This window comes from Mycobacterium gallinarum (genome assembly GCF_010726765.1).
Taxonomy (GTDB): Bacteria; Actinomycetota; Actinomycetes; order Mycobacteriales; family Mycobacteriaceae; genus Mycobacterium; species Mycobacterium gallinarum.
Genome location: NZ_AP022601.1, coordinates 4,772,330 through 4,792,529 on the forward strand (window position 1 = coordinate 4,772,330; position 20,200 = coordinate 4,792,529).

Genomic DNA, 20,200 nt, shown 5'->3' on the forward strand with positions numbered 1-20,200 from the left:
GGGTGGACGGGATGTCTGACCGAGGTGTTCGCTCCGTGCTGCTGTTGTGCTGGCGCGACACCGGGCACCCGCAGGGCGGCGGCAGCGAGACGTATCTACAGCGCATCGGGGCCCACTTGGCCGCATCCGGCGTCGACGTGACCCTGCGGACCGCGCGCTATCCGGGTTCGGCGCGGCGCGAGATCGTCGACGGAGTGCGGGTGAGCCGCGGCGGTGGCTCCTACTCCATCTACATCTGGGCGGGGCTGTCGATGGTGCTCGCCCGCATCGGGCTGGGCCCGCTGCGCAAGGTCGGCCCAGATGTGGTGATCGACTCGCAGAACGGGATTCCGTTCCTGGCCCGGCTCGCCTACGGCCAACGCGTCGCCGTCCTCGTCCACCACTGCCACCGTGAGCAGTGGCCTGTCGCCGGACCGATGATGGGACGCTTCGGCTGGTTCGTGGAGTCGAAGCTGTCGCCGTGGCTGCACCGCCGCAATCAGTACGTCACGGTGTCACTGCCGTCGGCGCGGGATCTGGCCGCGCTCGGTGTACAGCCCGACCGGATCGCGGTGGTGCGCAACGGTCTCGATGAGGCCCCCGCAGCCACCCTGACCGCGCCGCGGTCGGCGACGCCGAGGGTGGTGGTGCTGTCCCGTCTGGTGCCGCACAAGCAGATCGAGGATGCGCTCGAGGCGATCGCCGAATTGCGCCCGCGCATTCCGGAGGTTCATCTGGACGTCCTCGGCGGCGGCTGGTGGGAGCAGCGTCTGGTCGAGCACGCCGAGCTGCTCGGCATCTCCGACGCGGTGACGTTCCACGGACACGTCGATGAGCACACCAAACACGATGTGCTGCAGCGCAGTTGGGTTCACGTCCTGCCATCCCGCAAAGAGGGCTGGGCGCTTGCCGTGATCGAGGCCGGCCAGCACGGCGTTCCCACCATCGGCTACCGCTCCTCGGGCGGGCTGACCGATTCGATCGTCGACGGGGTCACCGGACTGCTCGTCGACGATCACGGCGGTCTCGTCGACCGACTCGATCGGCTGTTGACCGATCCGGTGCTGCGCGACCAACTCGGCGCCAAGGCCGCGGTCCGCAGCGGCGAATTCTCGTGGGCGCAAAGCGCCGATGCGATGCGCACGCTGCTGGAGTCTATGCTGGCCGGCCGGATGGTCAGCGGCGTCGTCTAGCCCTCGCGGCGAGCCCCGCCAGCCCACCGAACAGCAGCAGCGCCAGCCACGCGAGATGCGCGGCCAGCACGACGCCGCGCCCCTGTGCGTGAGGCAGGTCGCCGCCAACGTGGTAAAGGGTGATGTCGTCGTCGTGATACGCGACCGGTAGCGCCAAAGTATCTAGGGCACCGCCGGATTCGACGACCACCCAGCCGACGCCGGCGTCGGCCAACTGGTCGCGATCGGCACCGTCCACCAACATCTGCTGCACGGCGCGGGCCCGTTCACCCTCACCGGGCACCGTGCGGCCGCCGATCGTCAGGTCGCCCGTCGACAGCACGTCCGCTCGCACCCACCGGGGCAGCGGATCGAGCACCGGCGCATCGCCCGCCCACTCGAAACGCCGCATGCTGTCGACCGGGAGGACGGCAACCGGCCGCGGGTCGTCGTTGATCATCGCCGCTGCCGTGGGCCACCCCGCGGGGTAACGCACCGGCGCGACCTTGCCGCCCACTCCCCACGCAAGATCGGGCAGCGTCGCGATGAGCGCGGCACAGCAGATCAGCGCAGTCGCTGCGGACGGAAGTCTCGGAAGTCCCCAAAGTCCCTGCCGCAGTGTGACGACCGCGGCGGCACCCGCGAGCGCGTAGCCGGGAACCGCCAACGCCACCCACTTCTGCCCGTCGCGCAGCACACCGAGTCCGGGCAGTGCTCGTACCGTCGCCTCGACGGCCGCCAAACCCGGTCCGGTCGCCATGAGCGCGGGCACCACCACCGCGAGTCCGGCCAAGCACAACAGCGGCACCGCCGTGCGGGTGCGGATCGCCACGGGCAACCCCAGCGCCACGATGCCGAGTAGGACAACCGCTGCGATGACAGCGAAAAGCGTTGTGCGCGAGGCTGGTACGGCCTCGCTGTTCCAGATCCCGCCGAGGCTGGCCAGCGTCCCGAACGTGCCGAGCCCGGGTTCGGCTCGCGCGGCGAACGCCGCCACGCCCTCGGCCTGCGACGGCGCCAACGACCTCGCCACGACCGCAGCCGCCAGCCACGGCAGCGCCGCGATCAACGCGGTGCCAAGCGCGACCGCTGCGCACCGCCACCGTGGCCACCCCGTTCCCGGCGCAAACACACACGCCGTGGCCACGCTCGCGGCGAGCATCAGCCCCGTCGGCGTCAGCCCGGCCAGTGCGATCCAGAACACGAGCGCGCCCACATCGGTCCAACCTGGTTCCGGCTCGCGCAGGCGCAGCATCGCGGTCGCCACCCACGGCAGGCAGCCATAGCCGACGATCAGGCTCCAGTGCCCCTGCAGCAGACGTTCGGCGACGTAGGGATTCCAGATCGCCAGCGTCGCCGCAACGCACTGGCCGGCCATCCCCGCTCCGGTTGAATTGCCGGCACCGCCGGCGGAGGGCAGGACCACGGCCGCCAACCGCGCCGCTCCCCAGCCGGCCAGCCACAGACCGACAATCACCAGCAATTTGACCACCACGCCGCCGTCGACCACCGTCGATGCCAGCGCCACCGCGAAATCCTGCGGCAGCGCCCGCGGTGCGGCCTCGGCGAGCCCCAGCGCCGCATCCGACAGATATGAGCGTGGGGTGGACACCGCATCGCGAAGCAGCAGATAACCCGGCGCCAACAGCGGCGCGTTCACCGCCAGGGACAGCACCAGCGCATACGCCGGGGCGATCAGCGATCGCGCCCGTACGGGCACCGTGAAACGCGCGGTCAGACCGGTCTGTCCGGCGGCAGATCGGTCGGCTTCTGTGCAGGCAGCTTCTCGGTCTTGGCCTCGGCGCCCGGCACCTTCATCCCCTGCGTGTCGAAGAAGCTGTGATCGGCCTCGTCGAGTCCGGGATCAATGAGGGCGGATTCCGCCCGCAGGCTGAACGATCCCAGCAGCGCACCGCCGACCAGTGACACCAGGCCGATGGCGATGAAGGTGATCGGCAGGATGCGCCCCCACAGCCCCACCCGGTCCCGCTCCTCTCTGGCGCTGGCGACCTGGGACTCTATGGTCTCCTCGTTGTAGGCAACCTTGAAGTCGACGAAGGTCACTTCAGGCTTGAGCGGCTCACGTGCGTAGTAGTGGTAGCCGTGGTTCTCTTTCTTGACGATGGTGCCCGACACCGGATCCACCCAGAAGGTGCGCTGCGCGGCGTAATAGCGCGACATCGTGATCCGCTCGTCGGGTTCGCCGGGGACACCCCACATCGCGGCGGAGGCGGTGACCTCGCTGTCGGCGTCGTCGTCGAGCAGTGACGCGTACTTGATCGGCTCGACGAGCTTTCCGTCGGAGTCGTAGCCGACGTTCTGGCTGAACCGGTACGTCGTCAGCCCGTTGACGTCTTCCTCGCCGTCGTAGTTGGCGTCGAACGGCTTCTGCGCGATCGGGTCGAATACGGAGTATGTCCGTTTCTCGGTGTCGAACGGGAACCGGTACGTCAGCCCCTCGTGCGGCAGCGCGATATTGGTCGGCGGCTGGTCATCGTCGATGGCACGCGGCTTCTGGACCGCGCCGCCGGGATTGCTTTCGCTCGAGACCGCTTCGGCCGTCTCGCGGTTCACCGTGACGGTGTCGACCATCGCGAGCAGCAGGCCGTCGTCCTTCTGCTTGTCGGTGCGGCGCAGCGTGCTGCCGACCTGCAAAGTCACCACGTCCGCGTTCGACGGCGCCTCGACGGAGACCTGCTCCTGCAGCGCCAGCGGCACGTCACGGTCGACGACGAACTTCTCCCGGTTCAGCGAGGCGGGATCGAACGCCGTCCCGGTGCCATCACTGATCAGTGTCGCGTCCAGGTTCAGCGGAACCTTCGCGATCTTCCCGAGGGTATAGGTCGACAGCAAGAGCGCGGCGATCAACAAGCCAGCGCCCAGCCCCATAATGCCGCAAGCCGCGATACGGAGCGCCACTGCGCGGTTCAAACCGTGCCTCCTTCACCTGCGGGAGTCCCGCAAACCCGTTCGACCCTAACAGCACAAGTTAAGTTGGATGTTTACTCCGAGTGCAGCCAACCATGAGCGGCCCGAGTACCCGTATTCAGCGGCTTTCGCTCCTCCCGGCACACTGTTTGTCGTGACGGATTCCAGCACTGAGTCCGGCGGCGCCGAAAACGCCGTCGGCGGAACGCGCGGATTCCTGCCCGCCGTCGAGGGCATGCGGGCCTGCGCGGCGGTCGGCGTCGTCGTCACCCACGTCGCCTTCCAGACCGGTCACACCGGCGGCATCACCGGCCGGTTCTTCGGCAGATTCGACCTGGCGGTCGCGGTGTTCTTCGCGCTCTCGGGCTTCCTGCTGTGGCGTGGTCACGCCGCCGCAGCCCGCGGTCTGCGGCCCAAGCCGCCGACGGGTCACTACCTGCGGTCACGGATCGTGCGCATCATGCCCGGCTATCTGGTTGCGGTCGTGGTGATCCTCACGTTGCTGCCGGAGGCCAAGGCCGACCTGACGGTTTGGCTGGCGAACCTGACGCTGACTCAGATATATGTGCCGCTGACGCTGACCGCCGGCCTCACCCAGATGTGGAGCCTGTCGGTCGAAGTGGCGTTCTATCTCGCGCTGCCGCTCCTGGCGCTGCTGGCGCGACGCCTGCCGGTGCGGGCCCGGATCCCGGCCATCGCGGCGACGGCGGTGGCCAGCTTCGCCTGGGCTTTACTGGTTGGGGCCAGCCCTGTCTCCGCGCCATACGGCGTCAACCCGCTGAACTGGCCGCCCGCGTTCTTCTCCTGGTTCGCCGCGGGCATGCTGCTGGCCGAGTTGACGGTGACGCCAGTTGGGTGGGCGCACCGGCTGGCCAGGAGGCGCGTGCTGATGGCAGGCATCGCGGTGGTTGCTTTCGCGGTGGCCGCGTCACCGATCGCCGGTCCCGAGGGGCTCACGCCGGGCACGGTGAGCCAGTTCATCGTGAAAACGGCGATGGGTGCGGTCGTCGCCGGCGCCTTGATCGCCCCGCTGGTGCTCGACCGGCCCGACACCTCACACCGCCTGCTGGGCAGCGCGACGATGGTGACGCTCGGCCGATGGTCCTACGGCCTGTTCGTCTGGCACCTCGCGGCGCTGGCGATGGTGTTCCCCGTCATCGGCGAGTTCGCGTTCAACGGGCACATGCCGATCGTGCTCGTGCTGACGGTGGTGTTCGGGTTCGCCATCGCGGCCGTGAGCTACGCGCTGGTCGAGTCGCCGTGCCGAAACGCGTTGCGGCGCTGGGAGCGACGAAACGATCCGACGCCCCTCGATAGCTCGGTCACCGATGTGACGGAGCCTGCCGCCGCGCGATGACCTCGTCGCGTACCGCGGAGCGGCGGGCTTTTCCGGCATCGTCGCGCAGTGGGGTATCGCTGAACTCCACCGTGTGCGGCAGCTTGTACCCCGCGACGCGCTCGCTCAGAAACGCGATGACGGCACCCTCGTCAAGGTCGTTGCCCTGCACGATCGCATGCGGCACCTGCCCCAGATCCTCATGCGGTACGCCGACCACCAGACAGGACAACACATCCGGGTGTGCCGACAGCGCCGACTCGATCTCCGCGGGGTAGACGTTGCGTCCACCGACGGTGAACATGTCCACGCGGCGGTCGTTGAGGTACAGGAAGCCGTCCTCGTCGAAATAGCCGAGATCGCCCAGCGAATCCCAGCCGTCGCGTTGTTTCGCGGTGGCGCCGATGTAGCGGTACGTCGGCGAGGTTCCCGGCGAGCGCCGCATGTAGATCTCGCCGGTCACACCGGGCGGGCACTCGTTCCCGTCGTCGTCGAGCACCTTCATCTCACCGGCGACCACCACGCCGACCGACCCCGGGTGAGTCAGCCACTGATCGCCGGAGATGAACGTCAGCGCCTGTAACTCGGTGCCGCCGTACAGTTCCCAGATCACTTCGGGTCCAAGGATGTCGATCCACGCCTGCTTGATTACCGGCGGGCACGGCGCGGCCAGGTGCCAGAACCGCCGGATCGACGACAGGTCATACGCATCTCTGTCCGCTTCCAAAGCGGCCCGGTAGACCGGGAGCAGGCGTTGCATGATCGTCGGCACCGTCGCCAAGAACGTGACACGGTGTTCGGTGACCAGCTGCAGGAACTCGTGCGGGTCGAACCGCGGCATGAGCACCAGATGATGCCCCTGCACCAGGCCGATCGTGAAGGTGGTGAACCCCGTGTTGTGTGACAGCGGCACCGAGACGAGGTTGACGTCGCCTTCCTGCGCGCCCAGCGGGTAGCCGGCCGCAGCAGGGAACCGGGTGTCGCCGCCGGCCTCGATCAGCTTGGGCCTGCCGGTGCTCCCACCGGACGCCATGGCCTTGAAGACCGGCGACACCGCCTCAGGTAACGGCGCGTCGGAAACCGATTCGTCGGGCGCGAAATCGGCTGCCAGACTGGGCGTCACGCCGTAGGGGTCCTCGCGTCCGACCAGCAGGGCCGGCGGTCGCAGCTCCAGCAGCGCAGCCAACTCGATGTCGGGCAGGCGTGCGGACAGCGGCTGCGGCACCGCACCCAGCTTCCAGCACGCCATCACCGCCTTGACCCACTCAATCGAGTTGGGCAGCACGATCGTGACGTAATCGCCCTGTCCGACACCGAGTTCGGCGTAAGCGCGCGCGAGTCGGTTGGTCGACGCGTCCAGCTCGCGGCGCGTGAGCGTGCGGCCCGCGCAGGTGACCGCAGGTGCGTCCGGTTCTGATTCGGCGAGGGCGGAGAACTGCGTCGGGATGGGTGGAACCGGCGACGGCTGCGCCATCAGTAGGCGCCCTGCGCTTCAAAGATCCGGCGCGGGTTGTCGACGAGCATCGTGGTCAGCTGTTCGTCGGTGACCCCGCGCTCTTTCAGCGCCGGGATCACGTCGTTGTGGATGTGCAGGTAATGCCAGTTCGGCATCACCACCGGCACCATGTCCTCCGGCAACCAATCCATGAGGCAGGCGGCGTCGTGAGAGAGCACCATCTTGTCGGCATGACCGCGTTCGCACATCTGCGCGACGGTGTTGACGCGCTCCTCGAAACCGAGGAAGACGTCGACGCCGAACCGGTCCATGCCGATGTAGGAGCCCGCCTCGATGAGCTCGGTGAGGTAGCCCAGGTCGGTGGAGTCGCCGGAGTGGCCGATGACCACGCGCGACAGGTCCACGCCTTCCTCGGCGAAGATCGCTTGCTGTTCGAGACCGCGGCGGGTGGCAGCGTGAGTGTGCGTCGAGATCGGCACACCCGTGCGTCGGTGTGCCTGCGCGACCGCGCGCAACACCCGCTCCACTCCGGGCGTCACTCCCGGTTCGTCGGTGGCGCACTTGAGGATCGCGGCCTTGATGCTGGTGCCCGCAATACCGTTCTCGATGTCGCTGACGAACATGTCGACCATCGGCTCACCCAGCGGCGTCTCGGGTCCGCTGAAGTGGAAGTACATCGGCACGTCGTTGTATGTGTAGACGCCGGTGGCCACCACGATGTTGAGGTCGGTCTGTTCGGCGATCTGCGCGATGCGCGGAATGTATCGACCGAGCCCGATGACGGTGAGGTCCACGATGGTGTCGACGCCGCGCGCTTTGAGTTCGTTGAGTCGCGTGACCGCGTCGGCCTGACGCTTGGCCTCATCGCCCCAGACTTCGGGGAAGTTGTTGTGGATCTCCGGAGACAGCACGAAGACGTGTTCGTGCATGAGCGTGACCCCCAGGTCGGTGGTCACGATTTCTCCCCGGGCGGTATTCAGCTGCGGCACATAGCCGATGCTAGGGCTCGGCGGTGTCCGTGGCTGTGAAACGGGTGCGATCGTCGGGCACGACGGACGCGGCCAGCATCGCCACCGAGATGAGAGCAAGCAGCTGCACCCCGACGGAGTGACCGATGTATCCGTCGACCGATCGCCACGGGTACTGGCTCAGGATGGCCCCCGCCAGGATCAGCCCGCCGGCGGTCGAAGTGACCGTGACGGCGTCACAGAGGCGTTCGCGGTTGCGCAGCAAATACCGCAAACCCACAGCGACACCGACGACGATGACGCCCGTAACCCCGGAGATCAGCGCCCCGACCGCAAGGACCGCAGCACTTGTCGGCCACCTGCCCGGCCGCCACACGCGCGCGGGCTCCTGGGGTTCGGTGCGACGGCGCGCCGGGACGAAGGCCAGCAGCAAGAGCAACGGCAGCAGGGCGAGACCGCCGATGAGCCCGGCCCGGTAGAGGGCATTCGACGGAAACGTGAGTGTGACGGGCCCTTCGGTGCCCGGCGGCAGCACCCAGCCCTGCTGCCAGCCGTTGACCTTGACCGGTGTCAGCGCGGTGCCGTCGGCGCGGTGCGCGATCCAGCCGGGGTTCACGCTTTCCGGGACGACCAGCACCCGCGACGCGTTGGACGCCGGCACATTCACCTCGCGGTGATCGGCGCTCCACGCGTCGATTTGCGCGGGAACCGTTGCCGCCGAACGGATCCGACTCGCCAGCGGTCCATTGAGCTGGACGCCGTCGGCGGTGAACGCGGCGCCGGGGCTGATCAGCAGCTCCTGCTGGCCGGCGGGCAGCCGGATCGGCCCAGCCTGGCACGGCTGCGCCGTCACCGGCTCGCCGTCGAGCAGCGCACCGACCGTCGTGCTGATCGACGTCTGGATGAACTGACCGGCGACACCGATGATGGGGCCACGGCCGCACGGTAGTTCGATCATCCGCGCACGGTTGCGTTCGGCGTCGGCCGCCGCGACCGGGGCACCCCGCGCGTCCAGGGCCGTCACCTCGGCCAACCCGGGAGGCTTGAGCTGATCGAACCCGAGCGCCGTGCGGTCGATGATGTCGTCCCAGTCGAGGATCGACACCTTCACCGTGTCGGTCACGCGGGGTTTGAGGTCAAGGGTCTGCGCGCCGGCGTCGCCGGCGAGCCTGCGCACCTGCGGTCCATCGCCGAGGTCGACGGCCACCAGCGTCGGATGGGCAGGAAGCTCAGACGAACTGGGCGTCACCCGGACGGCGGCCACCTCGCGGCGGCTGGGCAATCTCAGCGTCAAGGTGGGCGGCGACTTGTGTTGTACGACGCCTTGACGCGCGGTCCACGCCGTATCCGGGTCGCCGTCGGCGGCGGCATACGCCGAACCGAGCACGTCGATCGGGTCCGCGTCTCCGGTGGCGATCGCAGTGCCGGGTGCCCGCACCAGGTCGGCGAGGTTGGGACCCTGACGTGCCCGCACCCACACGGTCGGCGTCACGGCCATCGGCTCCGGCACCGTCAGTGTGCGGCTCAGGTTCACCGGTTCCTCCGGTGACAGAGCCATGGTCGCGGCGCACCGAATGCCGTCGGGGCTCTGCGCACAGCCCGACCTGCCCAGCAGTTCTGATCCCAGATCCCATTGCGCCACAGCCGAATCCGCGGGTGGCCCCGGGACAGCCACCGTGTGCCGGAGGTCGACGGGGTGGGCGAACCCGTTCGCGTCGTACTGGGTGACGGCGAAATCGGTGATGCCGAACTGGACGCCCGGCGACCCGTCCTCGGTGGCGACGGCGGTGATACGCACCCACGGCGACTCGCCGTACGGCAGCGCCGCGGTCAACGGCTTACCCGCTTCATCGAAGCGCAGTGTGCTGGTGCCGTTGACGGTCGATATCTCGATGCGGCGTACCTGCGAGCCGACCGCGGTGGCGCTCGGGGTGACCGTGATGGTCGCGTTGGTGACCGGATGATCGAAGTCGACCTGAAGCCACTGGCCGATCGCCGACTGCAACGCGTTGGACACCCAGCTCGTCGACGAATCGGCGTCGACGGCGGCGGCTGGGCCGGTCGCGGGTGCGACGTTGGGAAGGGCGGTCGAATCCGACGCCGAACTCGACACCGAGACCCGGCCGCCGGACCACTGGCCGTAGACCGTCTCGGCGTCTGGGGTCGGATAGTCCATCACACGGTTGAATGTGTTGCGCGGATCGTCGGGAGTCCGGATCGCCGACGAGTGGTCGTCGACGCGTCCGTAGTCGGTTTCCCGCGCGAGCGGGGTGTCGGTGACGACGACACCGGTCCCCGCAGGCACGGACAGACCGGCTTGCTGCGCATCCGCCGTCAGCAGCATGGGCCCCAGCGGTGGCTGCCCCAGGAGGCGGCGACGCTCGTCGAGGCGTAGCAGGACCTCGGGTGCGCCGTCGACGCGCGCCATCGCATCGGAGTCGGCCAGGTAGGGCGTCACCGGAACCGCGGGCGTGACCGGGTTCACCCGGTAGATCTCCACCGCGGGATAGCGCGGTCGCAGACCACTGTCGGTGATGAAGCCCGGCAGTGTGCCGGGCCCGACCGGGTCGCCGAACGCGGCGACCCGCTGCAGCCCCGGCGAACCGTCGATCGCGCGATGCACCAATACCGGCCGAGCCGATCGCGACGCCTCCGGATCGAGGTCGTTGCGGACCACGACAAACGAGATACCTTGCCGGGCAAGGGTATCTGCCAATCCGGCGGACGGTCTTCCGGCCGCGAACAGGCGTTGCACGGAGTCCAGGGCGCGAATGGTCTCCGGCGGCGTCAAGGGGATCGAGTCCCGCACTCCCCACGCGCTGTCGCCCAGCACCTGCAGCGGTTCGTCGTGGCTGCTGCCCCACACCTGAGTGGCGAACGGGGCGCCCGGCGCCACCAGCACCCGCCCGGAATCGTTGTGCTCGTCGAGCCAGTCGGCGGTCTCGTGCCAGTACTGCGGGATCGCGTCGAACGCCCCCGGTGGGGTGAGCCGACCCGTCCAGGCCAGTGACGTCGCAGCCATCACTGCCACCAGCACGACGACGCCGACCGCCACCCGCTTGTCGCGTTCGGGGTGGGCGAACGCATCCCGCCACACCGCGCGCGGTGCGCTGCCCGGCAGCGGGATGCGGCCAAGCAGGTGCGCGAGACCGAGCGTGATCGGCAGCCGCAGCAGCGGTTCGAGTTTGTGAATGTTGCGCAGCGGAGTGCCGTCCGCATCGAGGAAGGCTTGAACCGCATGGGCCATGGGCGATCCCAGTCCGCCCGAGTATCCGAGCGCGAGCACCGTGACGCCGGCGAGCAGGATGGTGATCAGACGTCCGCGGGCCGGCATGGACCGCATCGCCAGGCCCGCCAGACCGGCAGCGGCAACCAGCGTCGTCGCGAGCACCGCCACCGAACCCGTCACCAGCGAGGCGCCCGCCGTCGCGTTCGGCGCGACGAACGGGGTCCACACGTCGGTGCCGCGCAACATCTCGGTCAGCGACATCCACCGCGTCGTCACTCCGGAGGATTCGATGAAGTCGAGGAACGGCGGGCTGATCCGGCCGAGCAACGCCAGCGCGACCACCCACCACGTCACCGCGAGCACGATGCACAGCGCCCACCAACCGGTGAAGCGCCACCACAACCGGTTCGGTTTGTGACAGACCAGCCATATCGCCGCGACCAGGCATGCGGTCAGCGTTGCGACGGCGTTGACCGCGCCCATCAACGCGATGGCCACCGCCGACCGCGCAGCCAGCACCCGAACACCGCCGGTGCTTATTCCCACCCCTCCGGACCCGCCCGTGCCGCGCAGGGCCAGAATCACCGGCAACAGCACCCACGGCGCCAGCATCATGGGCAGCGTCTCCGACGAGATCGCACCGATGGTGGTCAGTACCCGGGGGGACAGCGCGAACGCGACTGCGGCGATCACGCGGGAGGTGGCGCTGCCGATGCCGAGCGCTTCGGCGATACGTAGGAGGCCCCAGAATCCGACGACCAGCAGCAGCGCCCACCACAGCCGCTGGACCACCCAGCCAGGCAGTCCGAGCAGGTCCCCGGCGAGGAAGAAGGTGCCGTGCGGGAACAGATAGCCGTAGGCCTGGTTCTGGGCCTGGCCGAACGGCAGCTCGCTGTTCCAGAGATTGAAGGCGCGGGACAGGAACCGCAGGGGGTTCGCGGTCAGGTCGAGCTTCGTGTCAGGGGAGATCTGTCCGGGTGACTGCGCGAACGACAGAACCAGCGCCGCCGCAGCGGCCACCCACAACCAGCGCCGCGACAGGGGCGCGAAATTAACTTCGGTCGCCGTACTCAACCCTGTTGAGCACCGACGACGCCGGATCGCCTGCCTGCAGCGGCGGCTTGCTGTCCTGCTGCACCATCAGCGTCACCCCGAATACGGCGGCCGCACCCAGCAGCAGGCCGACAACGATGCTGGCCGCGGCGGGCACGAGAAACCGATCCATCCGGCCAAAGTAGCAGACAATGTCGGCGTGCCCGCCGACGAGCGTGCGCCCTGCGCAGAACCGGCCGAGGACGTCGTCGACCTGGTCTGCGGCCACGTCGACGAGATCAGGCGCGCGGTGAACGGAGCTGGCTGCAGGACCGGGGGATCGAATGCGGCTTCGTTTCCTACTAGGGTCGGGGCCCATGGTCTCAATTGGTTCGGGGTTGCGCGGGCTGTGCGCCGCCGTGGCGTTGCCCGTGCTCGTGTCCGCGTGCTCGACGGCGGCGGATCAGGAGGTCCCGCATCCGGAGATGGCGGCGACGGCGGTGCCGCAGGCGCCGGTACTGGTCCCCGCCCCGGCGTGCGGCCAGGGGCCGGAGCTGCTGTCGCAGATCTCGACCCGCGACAAGCTCGCGCAGCTGTTGATGGTCGGCGTCACCAACGCGGCCGACGCTCGAGCGGTGGTCGAGAGCCAGCACGTCGGCGGGATCATGATCGGCAGCTGGACCGACCTGTCGATGGTCACCGACGGCTCGCTGGTCGACATCGCGAACTCGGCGGCGCCGCTGCCGCTGGCGGTGAGCGTCGACGAAGAGGGTGGCCGGGTTTCGCGGCTGTCTGCGGTGATCGGCACCCAGCCGTCGGCACGAGAGCTGGCGCGGACCCAGACACCCGAGCAGGTGTATGCCATTGCGCTGCAACGTGGTCAGGCGATGCGGAGCAAGGGCATCACGATCGACTTTGCGCCGGTGGTGGATATCTCGAACGCCCCGGACGACACCGCGATCGGCGACCGCTCCTTCGGATCGGACCCCGCCGTGGTCACCGACTACGCCGGCGCCTACGCGCGCGGCCTGCGCGACGCGGGAATGCTGCCGGTGCTCAAGCACTTCCCGGGGCACGGCAGCGGTTCCGGGGACTCCCACACCGGCAGTGTCACCGCGCCTCCGATCGGTGATCTGCAGAACGCAGACCTGGTTCCGTATCGCACCCTCAACGCTCAGTTGCCGGTCGGAGTGATGGTCGGCCACATGCAGGTTCCCGGGCTCACCGGCAACGAACCGGCCAGCCTCAGCCCGAGCGCGTATGCGCTGCTGCGCTCCGGCGAATACGGTGGCCCGCCGTTCAACGGACCCGTCTTCACCGACGACCTCTCCTCGATGCGGGCCATCTCGGATCGCTTCGGGGTCGCCGAGGCGGCGCTGCGCGGATTGCAGGCCGGCGCCGACGCCGCGTTGTGGGTGACGACGGGCGAGGTGCCTGCCGTGCTGGACCGGTTGGAAAAGGCGGTTTCGACAGGCGAGTTGTCGATGCCTCAGGTCGACGCGTCGGTCCTGCGGATGGCTGCCGTCAAAGGGCCACATCAGCGGTGCTGATATGAGGCCGGAGTCGCGCTGCTGACCCCGCGAGTTCGCCCATTGCTTACTCTTGAGTAATGGCAGGTGGAACGAAACGGTTGCCGCGCGCGGTGCGTGAGCAACAAATGCTCGACGCCGCCGTGCAGATTTTCTCGGTCAACGGCTACCACGAGACGTCGATGGATGCTATCGCCGCCGAAGCCAAGATCTCCAAACCCATGCTGTACCTCTACTACGGCTCCAAAGAGGAACTGTTCGGTGCGTGCCTGAACCGCGAGCTGTCCCGATTCGTCGAAGATGTGCGCGACAAGATCGATTTCACGCAGAGCCCGAAAGACCTGCTGCGCAACGCTGTTCTGGCGTTTCTCACCTACATCGACACCAACCGGGCGTCGTGGATGGTGCTTTACAGCCAGGCCACCAGTTCTCAGGCGTTCGCTCATACCGTGCGCGAGGGCCGCGAGCGGATCATCGACCTCGTCGGTCGACTCCTACGGGCGGGCACGCGCCATCCGGAGCCCGAGACCGACTTCGACATGATGGCCGTCGCGCTGGTGGGTGCCGGCGAAGCCATCGCCGCGCGCGTCAGCACCGGCGATGCCTCGGTGGACGAAGCCGCGGAACTGATGATCAACCTGTTCTGGACGGGTCTGAAGGGTAAGCAGTCCGAGAAGGACGCGACGGCGATCAGCGCCAGCTAGGCGTCATCAGCACGACCATTACAGCGCCGTCACCGAACCCAGCAGATGGGGATCGCCCTTGGTGGCGTGGCGCAGCGCCAGCTCCCAGCCGTCGGTTTGCCGCTCGACGTAAAGGTTTGCCCGCGCAGGCAACACCACCGGCTTGACGAACCGCACCGAGTACTTCACCGCGTCGGGCAGTTGACCCTCGATATTCGCCAGAACCGCTGCTGCACTGAACATTCCGTGTGCGATCACCGTCGGAAAGCCGAACAGCTTGGCCGCGATCGGGTTGGTGTGAATCGGGTTGTGGTCCCCGCCGACGGATGCGTAGTGCCTTATCTGGCCCGGCGTGATGCGCAGCACCGCGTTCGGGGGACCCAACTTCGGTTGCTTCTGCGGCGGCGGCTTCGGCTCGTCGGAGAGGCTGGTCTTCTGCTGATGCAGGAAGGTCGTCACCTGATGCCATGCGGTCTCGTTGCCGACGTTCACCTCGGTGATGATGTCGACGAGAAGGCCGCGACGGTGCTCACGCAGGTTCTCTGCGTGCACCTTGACCGACACGGAGTCGGTCACCGCGATCGGGCGGTGCTGCGTGATGTGGTTCTCGATGTGCACCGAACCCAAGGCGGCGAAAGGGAAGTCGAAGCCCGTGACCAACGACATGACGGTCGGAAACGTCAGTGCGAACGGATAGGTCAGCGGCACGGTGTCGCCGAATCTCAGCCCGGTCACCGCGGCGTAGGCCGCCACGTTCGCGCTGTCGATCGGCAGATCCTCGACGGTCAGGGTACGGTCCGGCAGCGACTCGTCGCGCGGGATGAACGGCAGCGCACCCACGGCCGCGCGGAGCATGTTGTTCATCGCGCTCACGCCCCCAGCATGGCCTGGCCGCATACCCGGATCGTGTTGCCCGTGACGGCATTCGATGCGGGGCTGGCGAAGTAGGCGATGGTCTCGGCGACGTCGACCGGCTGGCCGCCCTGATACAGCGAGTTGAGCCGGCGGCCCACCTCGCGCGTGGCCAGCGGGATGGCCTCGGTCATCTTGGTTTCGATGAAGCCGGGCGCGACGGCGTTGACGGTGATGCCCTTGTCGGCATACTCGGCGGACAGCGCGTCGGTCAGCCCGATCATGCCCGCCTTCGTGGCGGCGTAGTTCGTCTGGCCGCGGTTGCCCGCGATGCCGGCCATCGACGACAACCCGACGACCCTACCTCCCTCGCCGATCGTCCCGTTGTCCACCAAGCCTTCGGTAAGGCGAAGCGGGGCAAGGAGATTGACGGCCACGACGGCGTCCCAGCGGCCTTCGTCCATGTTGGCGAGGAGCTTGTCGCGGGTGATGCCCGCATTGTTGACGAGGATGTCCAGGCGGGAGCCGTGGTAGTGCTCGCGCAGGTGTTCGGCAATGCGGTCCACCGCATCGTCGGCCGTGACATCGAGCGTGAGCGCGGTCGCGCCGACCTTCGCGGCGACGTTTCCGAGGTCCTCGTGGGAACCTTCGACGTCGACGGCGATCACGCTGGCACCGTCACGCGCGAACACCTCGGCGATGGTGGCACCGATACCGCGCGCCGCACCGGTGACCAAGGCGATCTTGCCGTCGAGCGGGCGATCCCAGTCTGCTGGCGGTGCGGAATCGTCGGCACCGACCCGGAACACCTGCCCGTCGACATAGGCGGACTTTCCCGAGAGCAGGAACCGCAGCGTCGACTCGAGGCCGGTCGCGGCGGGCTTCGCCTCGGCTGCCAGGTAGACGAGGTTCACGGTGGCGCCGCGCCGCATCTCCTTGCCGAGTGAGCGCGTGAACCCCTCGAGCGCGCGCTGCGCAATCCGTTCACCGACGCTGCCGGTGTCCTCGGGGGTGGTCCCGATGACGACGACGCGTCCCGACGGCCCGAGGTTGCGAAGCAGCGGCGTGAAGAACTTGTACAAGCCTTTGAGGTCGACGGGTGCGGTGATGCCGGTGGCGTCGTACACCAGCCCGCCGAACGAGTCGGCCCAGCGGCCACCGAGGTTGTTGGAGACGACGTCGTAGTCCTCGGACAGCGCAGTCCGCAGCGGTTCGACCACCCGGCCACCGCCGGCTGAGCCGGCAATCGAGCCGGAGCCGCCGATCAGCAGCGTGCCTGCGAGTGGCGGATCGCCGGCCCGGTAGCGGCGCAGCGTCTCGGGCTGCGGGATGCCGAGCTGCTTGGCGAGGAACGATCCGGGCGTCGAGTGGACGAGTTGCGAGTACAGATCGGTAGCCATGGGGACGAACTTACTCCAGAGTAAGAAGGGTGGGTACTATGGGTCTCATGGCTAGTGATACCCGTCGACGGGTCGCGATTCTCGGTGGCAACAGAATTCCCTTCGCACGCTCGGACGGCGCGTACGCCAACGCGTCCAACCAGGACATGTTCACCGCCGCGCTGGACGGCCTGATCGACAGGTACAACCTGGCGGGCGAGACGCTGGGGGCGGTGATCGGCGGCGCGGTGCTCAAGCACAGCCGCGACTTCAACCTGATGCGCGAGTGCGTCCTAGGCAGCTCGCTGTCGGCGTACACGCCGGCGTTCGACATTCAGCAGGCGTGCGGGACGGGATTGCAGGCCACCATCGCCGCCGCCGACGGCGTCGCCGCGGGCCGCTACCAGGTCGCGGCGGCCGGGGGTGTTGATACCGCCTCCGACGCTCCGATCGCGTTCGGCGACGACCTGCGACGGGTACTGCTGGGGCTGCGACGTTCGAAGTCCAACGTCGACCGCCTCAAGCTGGTCGGCAAGCTGCCCGCGTCGCTCGGTGTGGAGATCCCGGTCAACAGCGAGCCGCGCACGGGGCTGTCGATGGGTGAGCACGCCGCGATCACCGCAAAGAAGATGGGCGTCAAGCGTGTCGATCAGGACGAGCTGGCGGCGGCCAGCCACCGGAACATGTCCGCCGCCTACGACCGCGGGTTCTTCGACGACCTCGTCACCGGATTCCTCGGCGTCTACCGCGACAACAATCTGCGCGCCGATTCGTCGGCCGAGAAGCTGGCCAAGCTCAAGCCGGTGTTCGGCGTGAAGGCCGGTGACGCGACGATGACGGCGGGCAACTCGACCCCGTTGACCGACGGCGCCTCGGTGGCGCTGCTGGGCACCGACGAGTGGGCGTCCGCTCGCGGAATCGAGCCGCTGGCGTACTTCGTCGACGGCGAAACCGCGGCGGTCGACTACGTCAACGGCGATGATGGCCTGTTGATGGCGCCCACCTACGCGGTGCCTCGGCTGTTGGCGCGAAACGGCCTGAGCCTCAGCGACTTCGACTTCTATGAGATTCACGAGGCGTTCGCCTCTGTGGTCCTCGCCACACTGGCGGCGTGGGAGTCCGAGGAGTATTGCAAAGAGCGGCTCGGTCTCGACCAGGCACTGGGCAGCATCGACAGGTCCAAGCTCAACGTCAACGGATCGTCGCTGGCAGCGGGCCATCCATTCGCCGCGACCGGCGGTCGGATCGTTGCGCAGCTGGCCAAGCAATTGGCCGAAAAGAAGAAGCAGACGGGCGGGCCGGTCCGCGGTTTGATCTCGATCTGCGCAGCTGGCGGCCAGGGCGTGGCGGCGATTCTCGAGGCCTGAGAAGTATTTCGGTGAAGGCTGTAACGGCTGCGTAAGAGGCGTCGATAGACCGGATAGCTCCGTGTTGGCGTCTGACCCCCCGACCCGACGTCAGCACGGGGCTCTTAATCCATTTCTCCCGCGAGTGTGGGCTTGTGGCACGTCCAACAGCCTTAGAGCGTGCGGGTAACCCACGTTCGCCAGGCCTAGGTGCCGGGCGGCGGATCCTTCTTGGCCTTGATCGGCCCGGCGGCCGGCGGCGGAGTGAACAAACCTCCGCCGAGGCTGCCGCGAGCCGTCTGCACGGCGACCAGCCCCCACGTCCCCAGCAGGGCGAGGTAGGCGATCGCGGCGGCCACCCGGAACGCGGGCAGCCCGGTGTGGTTCGCCAGCTGCGTCGTGCCGGTGACGAACGTGCCGACGGGGAACGTCAGGCTCCACCACGTCAGCGCGAACGGCATCCCGCGCCGCAGTGTGCGGACGGTGAGTTCGGTGGCCAGCACGATCCACAGCACCGCGAAGCCCCACACGGGCACACCGAACAACACCGCGAACACGTTCATCCCGCCGGCCAGGTCGGGCGGGACGGCCAATGCCGCATTCGCACCGAGCAGGCCCGCGGCGGTGATGCCCTGACCCAGTGGGCCGAGCACGATCCACAGCGTCGGCACCCGGGTGGTTCCCGATGTGCCGTAGAGGGCGAGGCGGCTCCAGATCATCGAGATGATGATCAGCGCGGCGACGAGCGACAGCCCGAACATCGCGTAGCAGCCGTACAGCATCGTGGTGCGCCCGGTGCCTTCGGCCATGTGGGGGATCAGCAGCGCGCCTGCCGCCGCGGACACCATCGGCGGCACGACGGGCATCAGCCAGCCGCCGAAGGCCGCGTCCGGTTCGACGTTGATCTGCGTGAACATCAGGAACGGGATGGTCGCGGCGGTGAACAATCCGCCGATCGTGCCCGCCGTCCACAACACCCACGCCAGGTCCACGGCAATGCGCTCGCCGATCAGGTCTTTGCCGATCAGCAATGCGCCCGATCCGACTGTCAGCAGTGCCATCGGCGCGGCGCCGTAGAAGTGCGCCATCTGAGGGTTGCGGGCGTGGCTGCGCGAGGCCGACGGATGCCGAACGCGTTGCACCGTCACTGCGATGATGAGCACGACGAGCAGGACCGCGGCCGCCACCCATACGATCCGCGTGAACACGTGCAACCCCGGAATGTGGATCGGCAGCGTGGCACCGGCGGTGGCGACGATGCCCGTACCCATCACCGACGCGAACCAGTTTGGGCCGAAGTGTTGGAGTCGAGCCAGTTCGGTCGTCATCGGCAAGTATGTTCGCATTCGCGTGCTTCGATGACAGATATGGACATCAGCCTTTCCATCGTCGGACTGAACACCGCCGGGCCGTCTCCCGTCGACTCCCTGGTGCGCAACCTCGCCAAGCTACGCGACGAGGGCTTCCGCAGGGTCTGGATGGCTCAGCTTCCCTACGACGCCGACCTGCTCATCGCGCTCGGGATAGCGCTGCGCGAGGTCGACGGCATCGAGGTGGGCTCGGCCGTCATACCCATCCAGGTGCAGCACCCGATGCAGCTGGCCCAGCGCGCTCTCACGCTCAGCCTCGTGGGCGGCGGCCGATTCTCGCTCGGTATCGGCATGAGCCATCGCATGGTGACCGAAGGGGTGTGGGGAATCTCGTGGGACAGGGCGGTGCGTCAGATGCGTGAGTATCTCGACTGTCTGCAGCCGCTGTTGGCGGGGCAGCCCGCGGATTCGACCGGCGAATTCTGGACGGCGCGCGGGTCGTTGCAGATTCCCGGCGCACCAGCACCGGACGTGTATCTCGCCGCGCTCGGTCCGCAGATGCTGCGGCTGGCGGGGCGGCGCACAGCCGGGACGCTCACGTGGATGACCGGGCCGAAGACCCTTGCCGAGCATGTCGTGCCGACACTGCGCGGTGCGGCGGCCGAGGCGGGCCGTCCGGAGTCGGCGGTGCGGGTCGCCGCTTCGCTGCCGATCAGCGTGACCGACGACGTCGACGGCGCGCGTAGGCAAGCCGCAGAGGAGTTCGCGATCTACGGTTCGCTGCCGTCGTACCGCGCGATGCTCGACCGCGAAGGGTATGGCGGACCCGAGGATGCCGCGATCATCGGCGACGAGGAAACCGTGTCACAGCGCCTCGACGAACTGAGCGCAGCGGGTGTCGACGAGTTCACCGCATCGATCTTCGACGGGTCACCGGAGGTGCGTGCGCGCACCCGCGCACTGCTGCGAAGCAAGGACGAGAGGGGTTGAAAATTGCCCTG

15 protein-coding genes are annotated in these 20,200 nt (G+C 68.1%); 6 read left to right on the forward strand and 9 right to left on the reverse strand.

Annotated elements, in window-relative coordinates:
* Positions 1–11: 11 nt before the first annotated feature.
* Entirely contained in the window at positions 12–1,172 is a 1,161-nt protein-coding gene (locus G6N42_RS23550; protein ID WP_163733629.1) for a glycosyltransferase family 4 protein, read from the forward strand.
* On the opposite strand, the gene G6N42_RS23555 is transcribed toward G6N42_RS23550, so the two are convergent.
* Both G6N42_RS23555 and pgfA read right to left on the reverse strand, forming a co-directional pair.
* Positions 1,156–2,847, reverse strand: a complete 1,692-nt coding sequence (locus tag G6N42_RS23555) for an MmpA family trehalose lipid delivery protein (protein WP_174262288.1) — start codon at positions 2,845–2,847, stop codon at positions 1,156–1,158. The two genes, G6N42_RS23550 and G6N42_RS23555, sit on opposite strands and share 17 nt — an antisense overlap.
* 38 nt (positions 2,848–2,885) lie before the next feature.
* Positions 2,886–4,082, reverse strand: coding sequence for a cell envelope lipid trafficking protein PgfA (gene pgfA / locus G6N42_RS23560; protein ID WP_163733632.1), 1,197 nt, complete (start codon positions 4,080–4,082; stop codon positions 2,886–2,888).
* A 232-nt stretch (positions 4,083–4,314) separates the two neighbouring features.
* Here pgfA and G6N42_RS23565 point away from each other — a divergent pair, with 232 nt between their 5' ends.
* Positions 4,315–5,436: an acyltransferase family protein gene (locus tag G6N42_RS23565; RefSeq protein WP_232076679.1), complete on the forward strand. Its 1,122-nt coding sequence runs from the start codon at positions 4,315–4,317 to the stop codon at positions 5,434–5,436.
* On the opposite strand, the gene G6N42_RS23570 is transcribed toward G6N42_RS23565, so the two are convergent.
* From G6N42_RS23570 to G6N42_RS23585, 4 genes are read right to left on the reverse strand one after another with little or no spacing between them, the layout of a single operon-like run.
* On the reverse strand, positions 5,402–6,889 hold the full coding sequence (locus G6N42_RS23570; RefSeq protein WP_163733636.1) for an AMP-binding protein: 1,488 nt from the start codon (positions 6,887–6,889) through the stop codon (positions 5,402–5,404). The two genes, G6N42_RS23565 and G6N42_RS23570, sit on opposite strands and share 35 nt — an antisense overlap.
* The gene (locus G6N42_RS23575) at positions 6,889–7,860 is read right to left on the reverse strand and encodes a phosphotriesterase family protein (RefSeq protein WP_163733639.1); all 972 of its coding nucleotides are present in this window, start codon (positions 7,858–7,860) and stop codon (positions 6,889–6,891) included. The genes G6N42_RS23570 and G6N42_RS23575 overlap by 1 nt, the downstream gene beginning before the upstream one ends.
* A gap of 10 nt (positions 7,861–7,870) precedes the next feature.
* A complete protein-coding gene (locus G6N42_RS23580) occupies positions 7,871–12,142 on the reverse strand; it encodes an alpha-(1->3)-arabinofuranosyltransferase domain-containing protein (protein ID WP_197905550.1) in 4,272 nt (1,423 codons plus the stop codon).
* A complete protein-coding gene (locus G6N42_RS23585; RefSeq protein ID WP_083128208.1) occupies positions 12,120–12,293 on the reverse strand; it encodes a DUF2613 domain-containing protein in 174 nt (57 codons plus the stop codon). Before G6N42_RS23585 ends, G6N42_RS23580 begins: the two co-directional genes overlap by 23 nt.
* 184 nt (positions 12,294–12,477) lie before the next feature.
* Between G6N42_RS23585 and G6N42_RS23590 the strand changes: the two genes are divergently transcribed.
* Both G6N42_RS23590 and G6N42_RS23595 read left to right on the forward strand, forming a co-directional pair.
* Positions 12,478–13,650: a glycoside hydrolase family 3 N-terminal domain-containing protein gene (locus tag G6N42_RS23590; RefSeq protein ID WP_163733645.1), complete on the forward strand. Its 1,173-nt coding sequence runs from the start codon at positions 12,478–12,480 to the stop codon at positions 13,648–13,650.
* Between the two features lie 59 nt (positions 13,651–13,709).
* On the forward strand, positions 13,710–14,333 hold the full coding sequence (locus G6N42_RS23595; RefSeq protein ID WP_163733648.1) for a TetR/AcrR family transcriptional regulator: 624 nt from the start codon (positions 13,710–13,712) through the stop codon (positions 14,331–14,333).
* An 18-nt stretch (positions 14,334–14,351) separates the two neighbouring features.
* Here the strand turns inward: G6N42_RS23595 and G6N42_RS23600 are convergent, their stop codons facing one another.
* Together G6N42_RS23600 and G6N42_RS23605 are read right to left on the reverse strand one after the other, a co-directional pair.
* Positions 14,352–15,176 carry a MaoC/PaaZ C-terminal domain-containing protein gene (locus tag G6N42_RS23600; RefSeq protein WP_163738061.1) on the reverse strand — a complete coding sequence of 275 codons (825 nt, stop codon included), beginning with the start codon at positions 15,174–15,176 and terminating at the stop codon, positions 14,352–14,354.
* 5 nt (positions 15,177–15,181) lie between these two features.
* Positions 15,182–16,564 carry a 3-oxoacyl-ACP reductase gene (locus G6N42_RS23605; protein WP_163733651.1) on the reverse strand — a complete coding sequence of 461 codons (1,383 nt, stop codon included), beginning with the start codon at positions 16,562–16,564 and terminating at the stop codon, positions 15,182–15,184.
* 38 nt (positions 16,565–16,602) lie between these two features.
* Here G6N42_RS23605 and G6N42_RS23610 point away from each other — a divergent pair, with 38 nt between their 5' ends.
* Positions 16,603–17,910: an acetyl-CoA C-acetyltransferase gene (locus G6N42_RS23610; RefSeq protein WP_174262146.1), complete on the forward strand. Its 1,308-nt coding sequence runs from the start codon at positions 16,603–16,605 to the stop codon at positions 17,908–17,910.
* A gap of 185 nt (positions 17,911–18,095) precedes the next feature.
* Here G6N42_RS23610 and G6N42_RS23615 read toward each other — a convergent pair whose 3' ends face one another.
* Positions 18,096–19,217 (reverse strand): TDT family transporter, encoded by a 1,122-nt coding sequence (locus tag G6N42_RS23615; RefSeq protein ID WP_163733657.1) that lies wholly within the window; start codon positions 19,215–19,217, stop codon positions 18,096–18,098.
* A gap of 30 nt (positions 19,218–19,247) precedes the next feature.
* On the opposite strand from G6N42_RS23615, the gene G6N42_RS23620 reads away from it, so the two are divergent.
* Positions 19,248–20,189, forward strand: coding sequence for a TIGR03564 family F420-dependent LLM class oxidoreductase (locus G6N42_RS23620; protein WP_434059595.1), 942 nt, complete (start codon positions 19,248–19,250; stop codon positions 20,187–20,189).
* Positions 20,190–20,200: the final 11 nt, after the last annotated feature.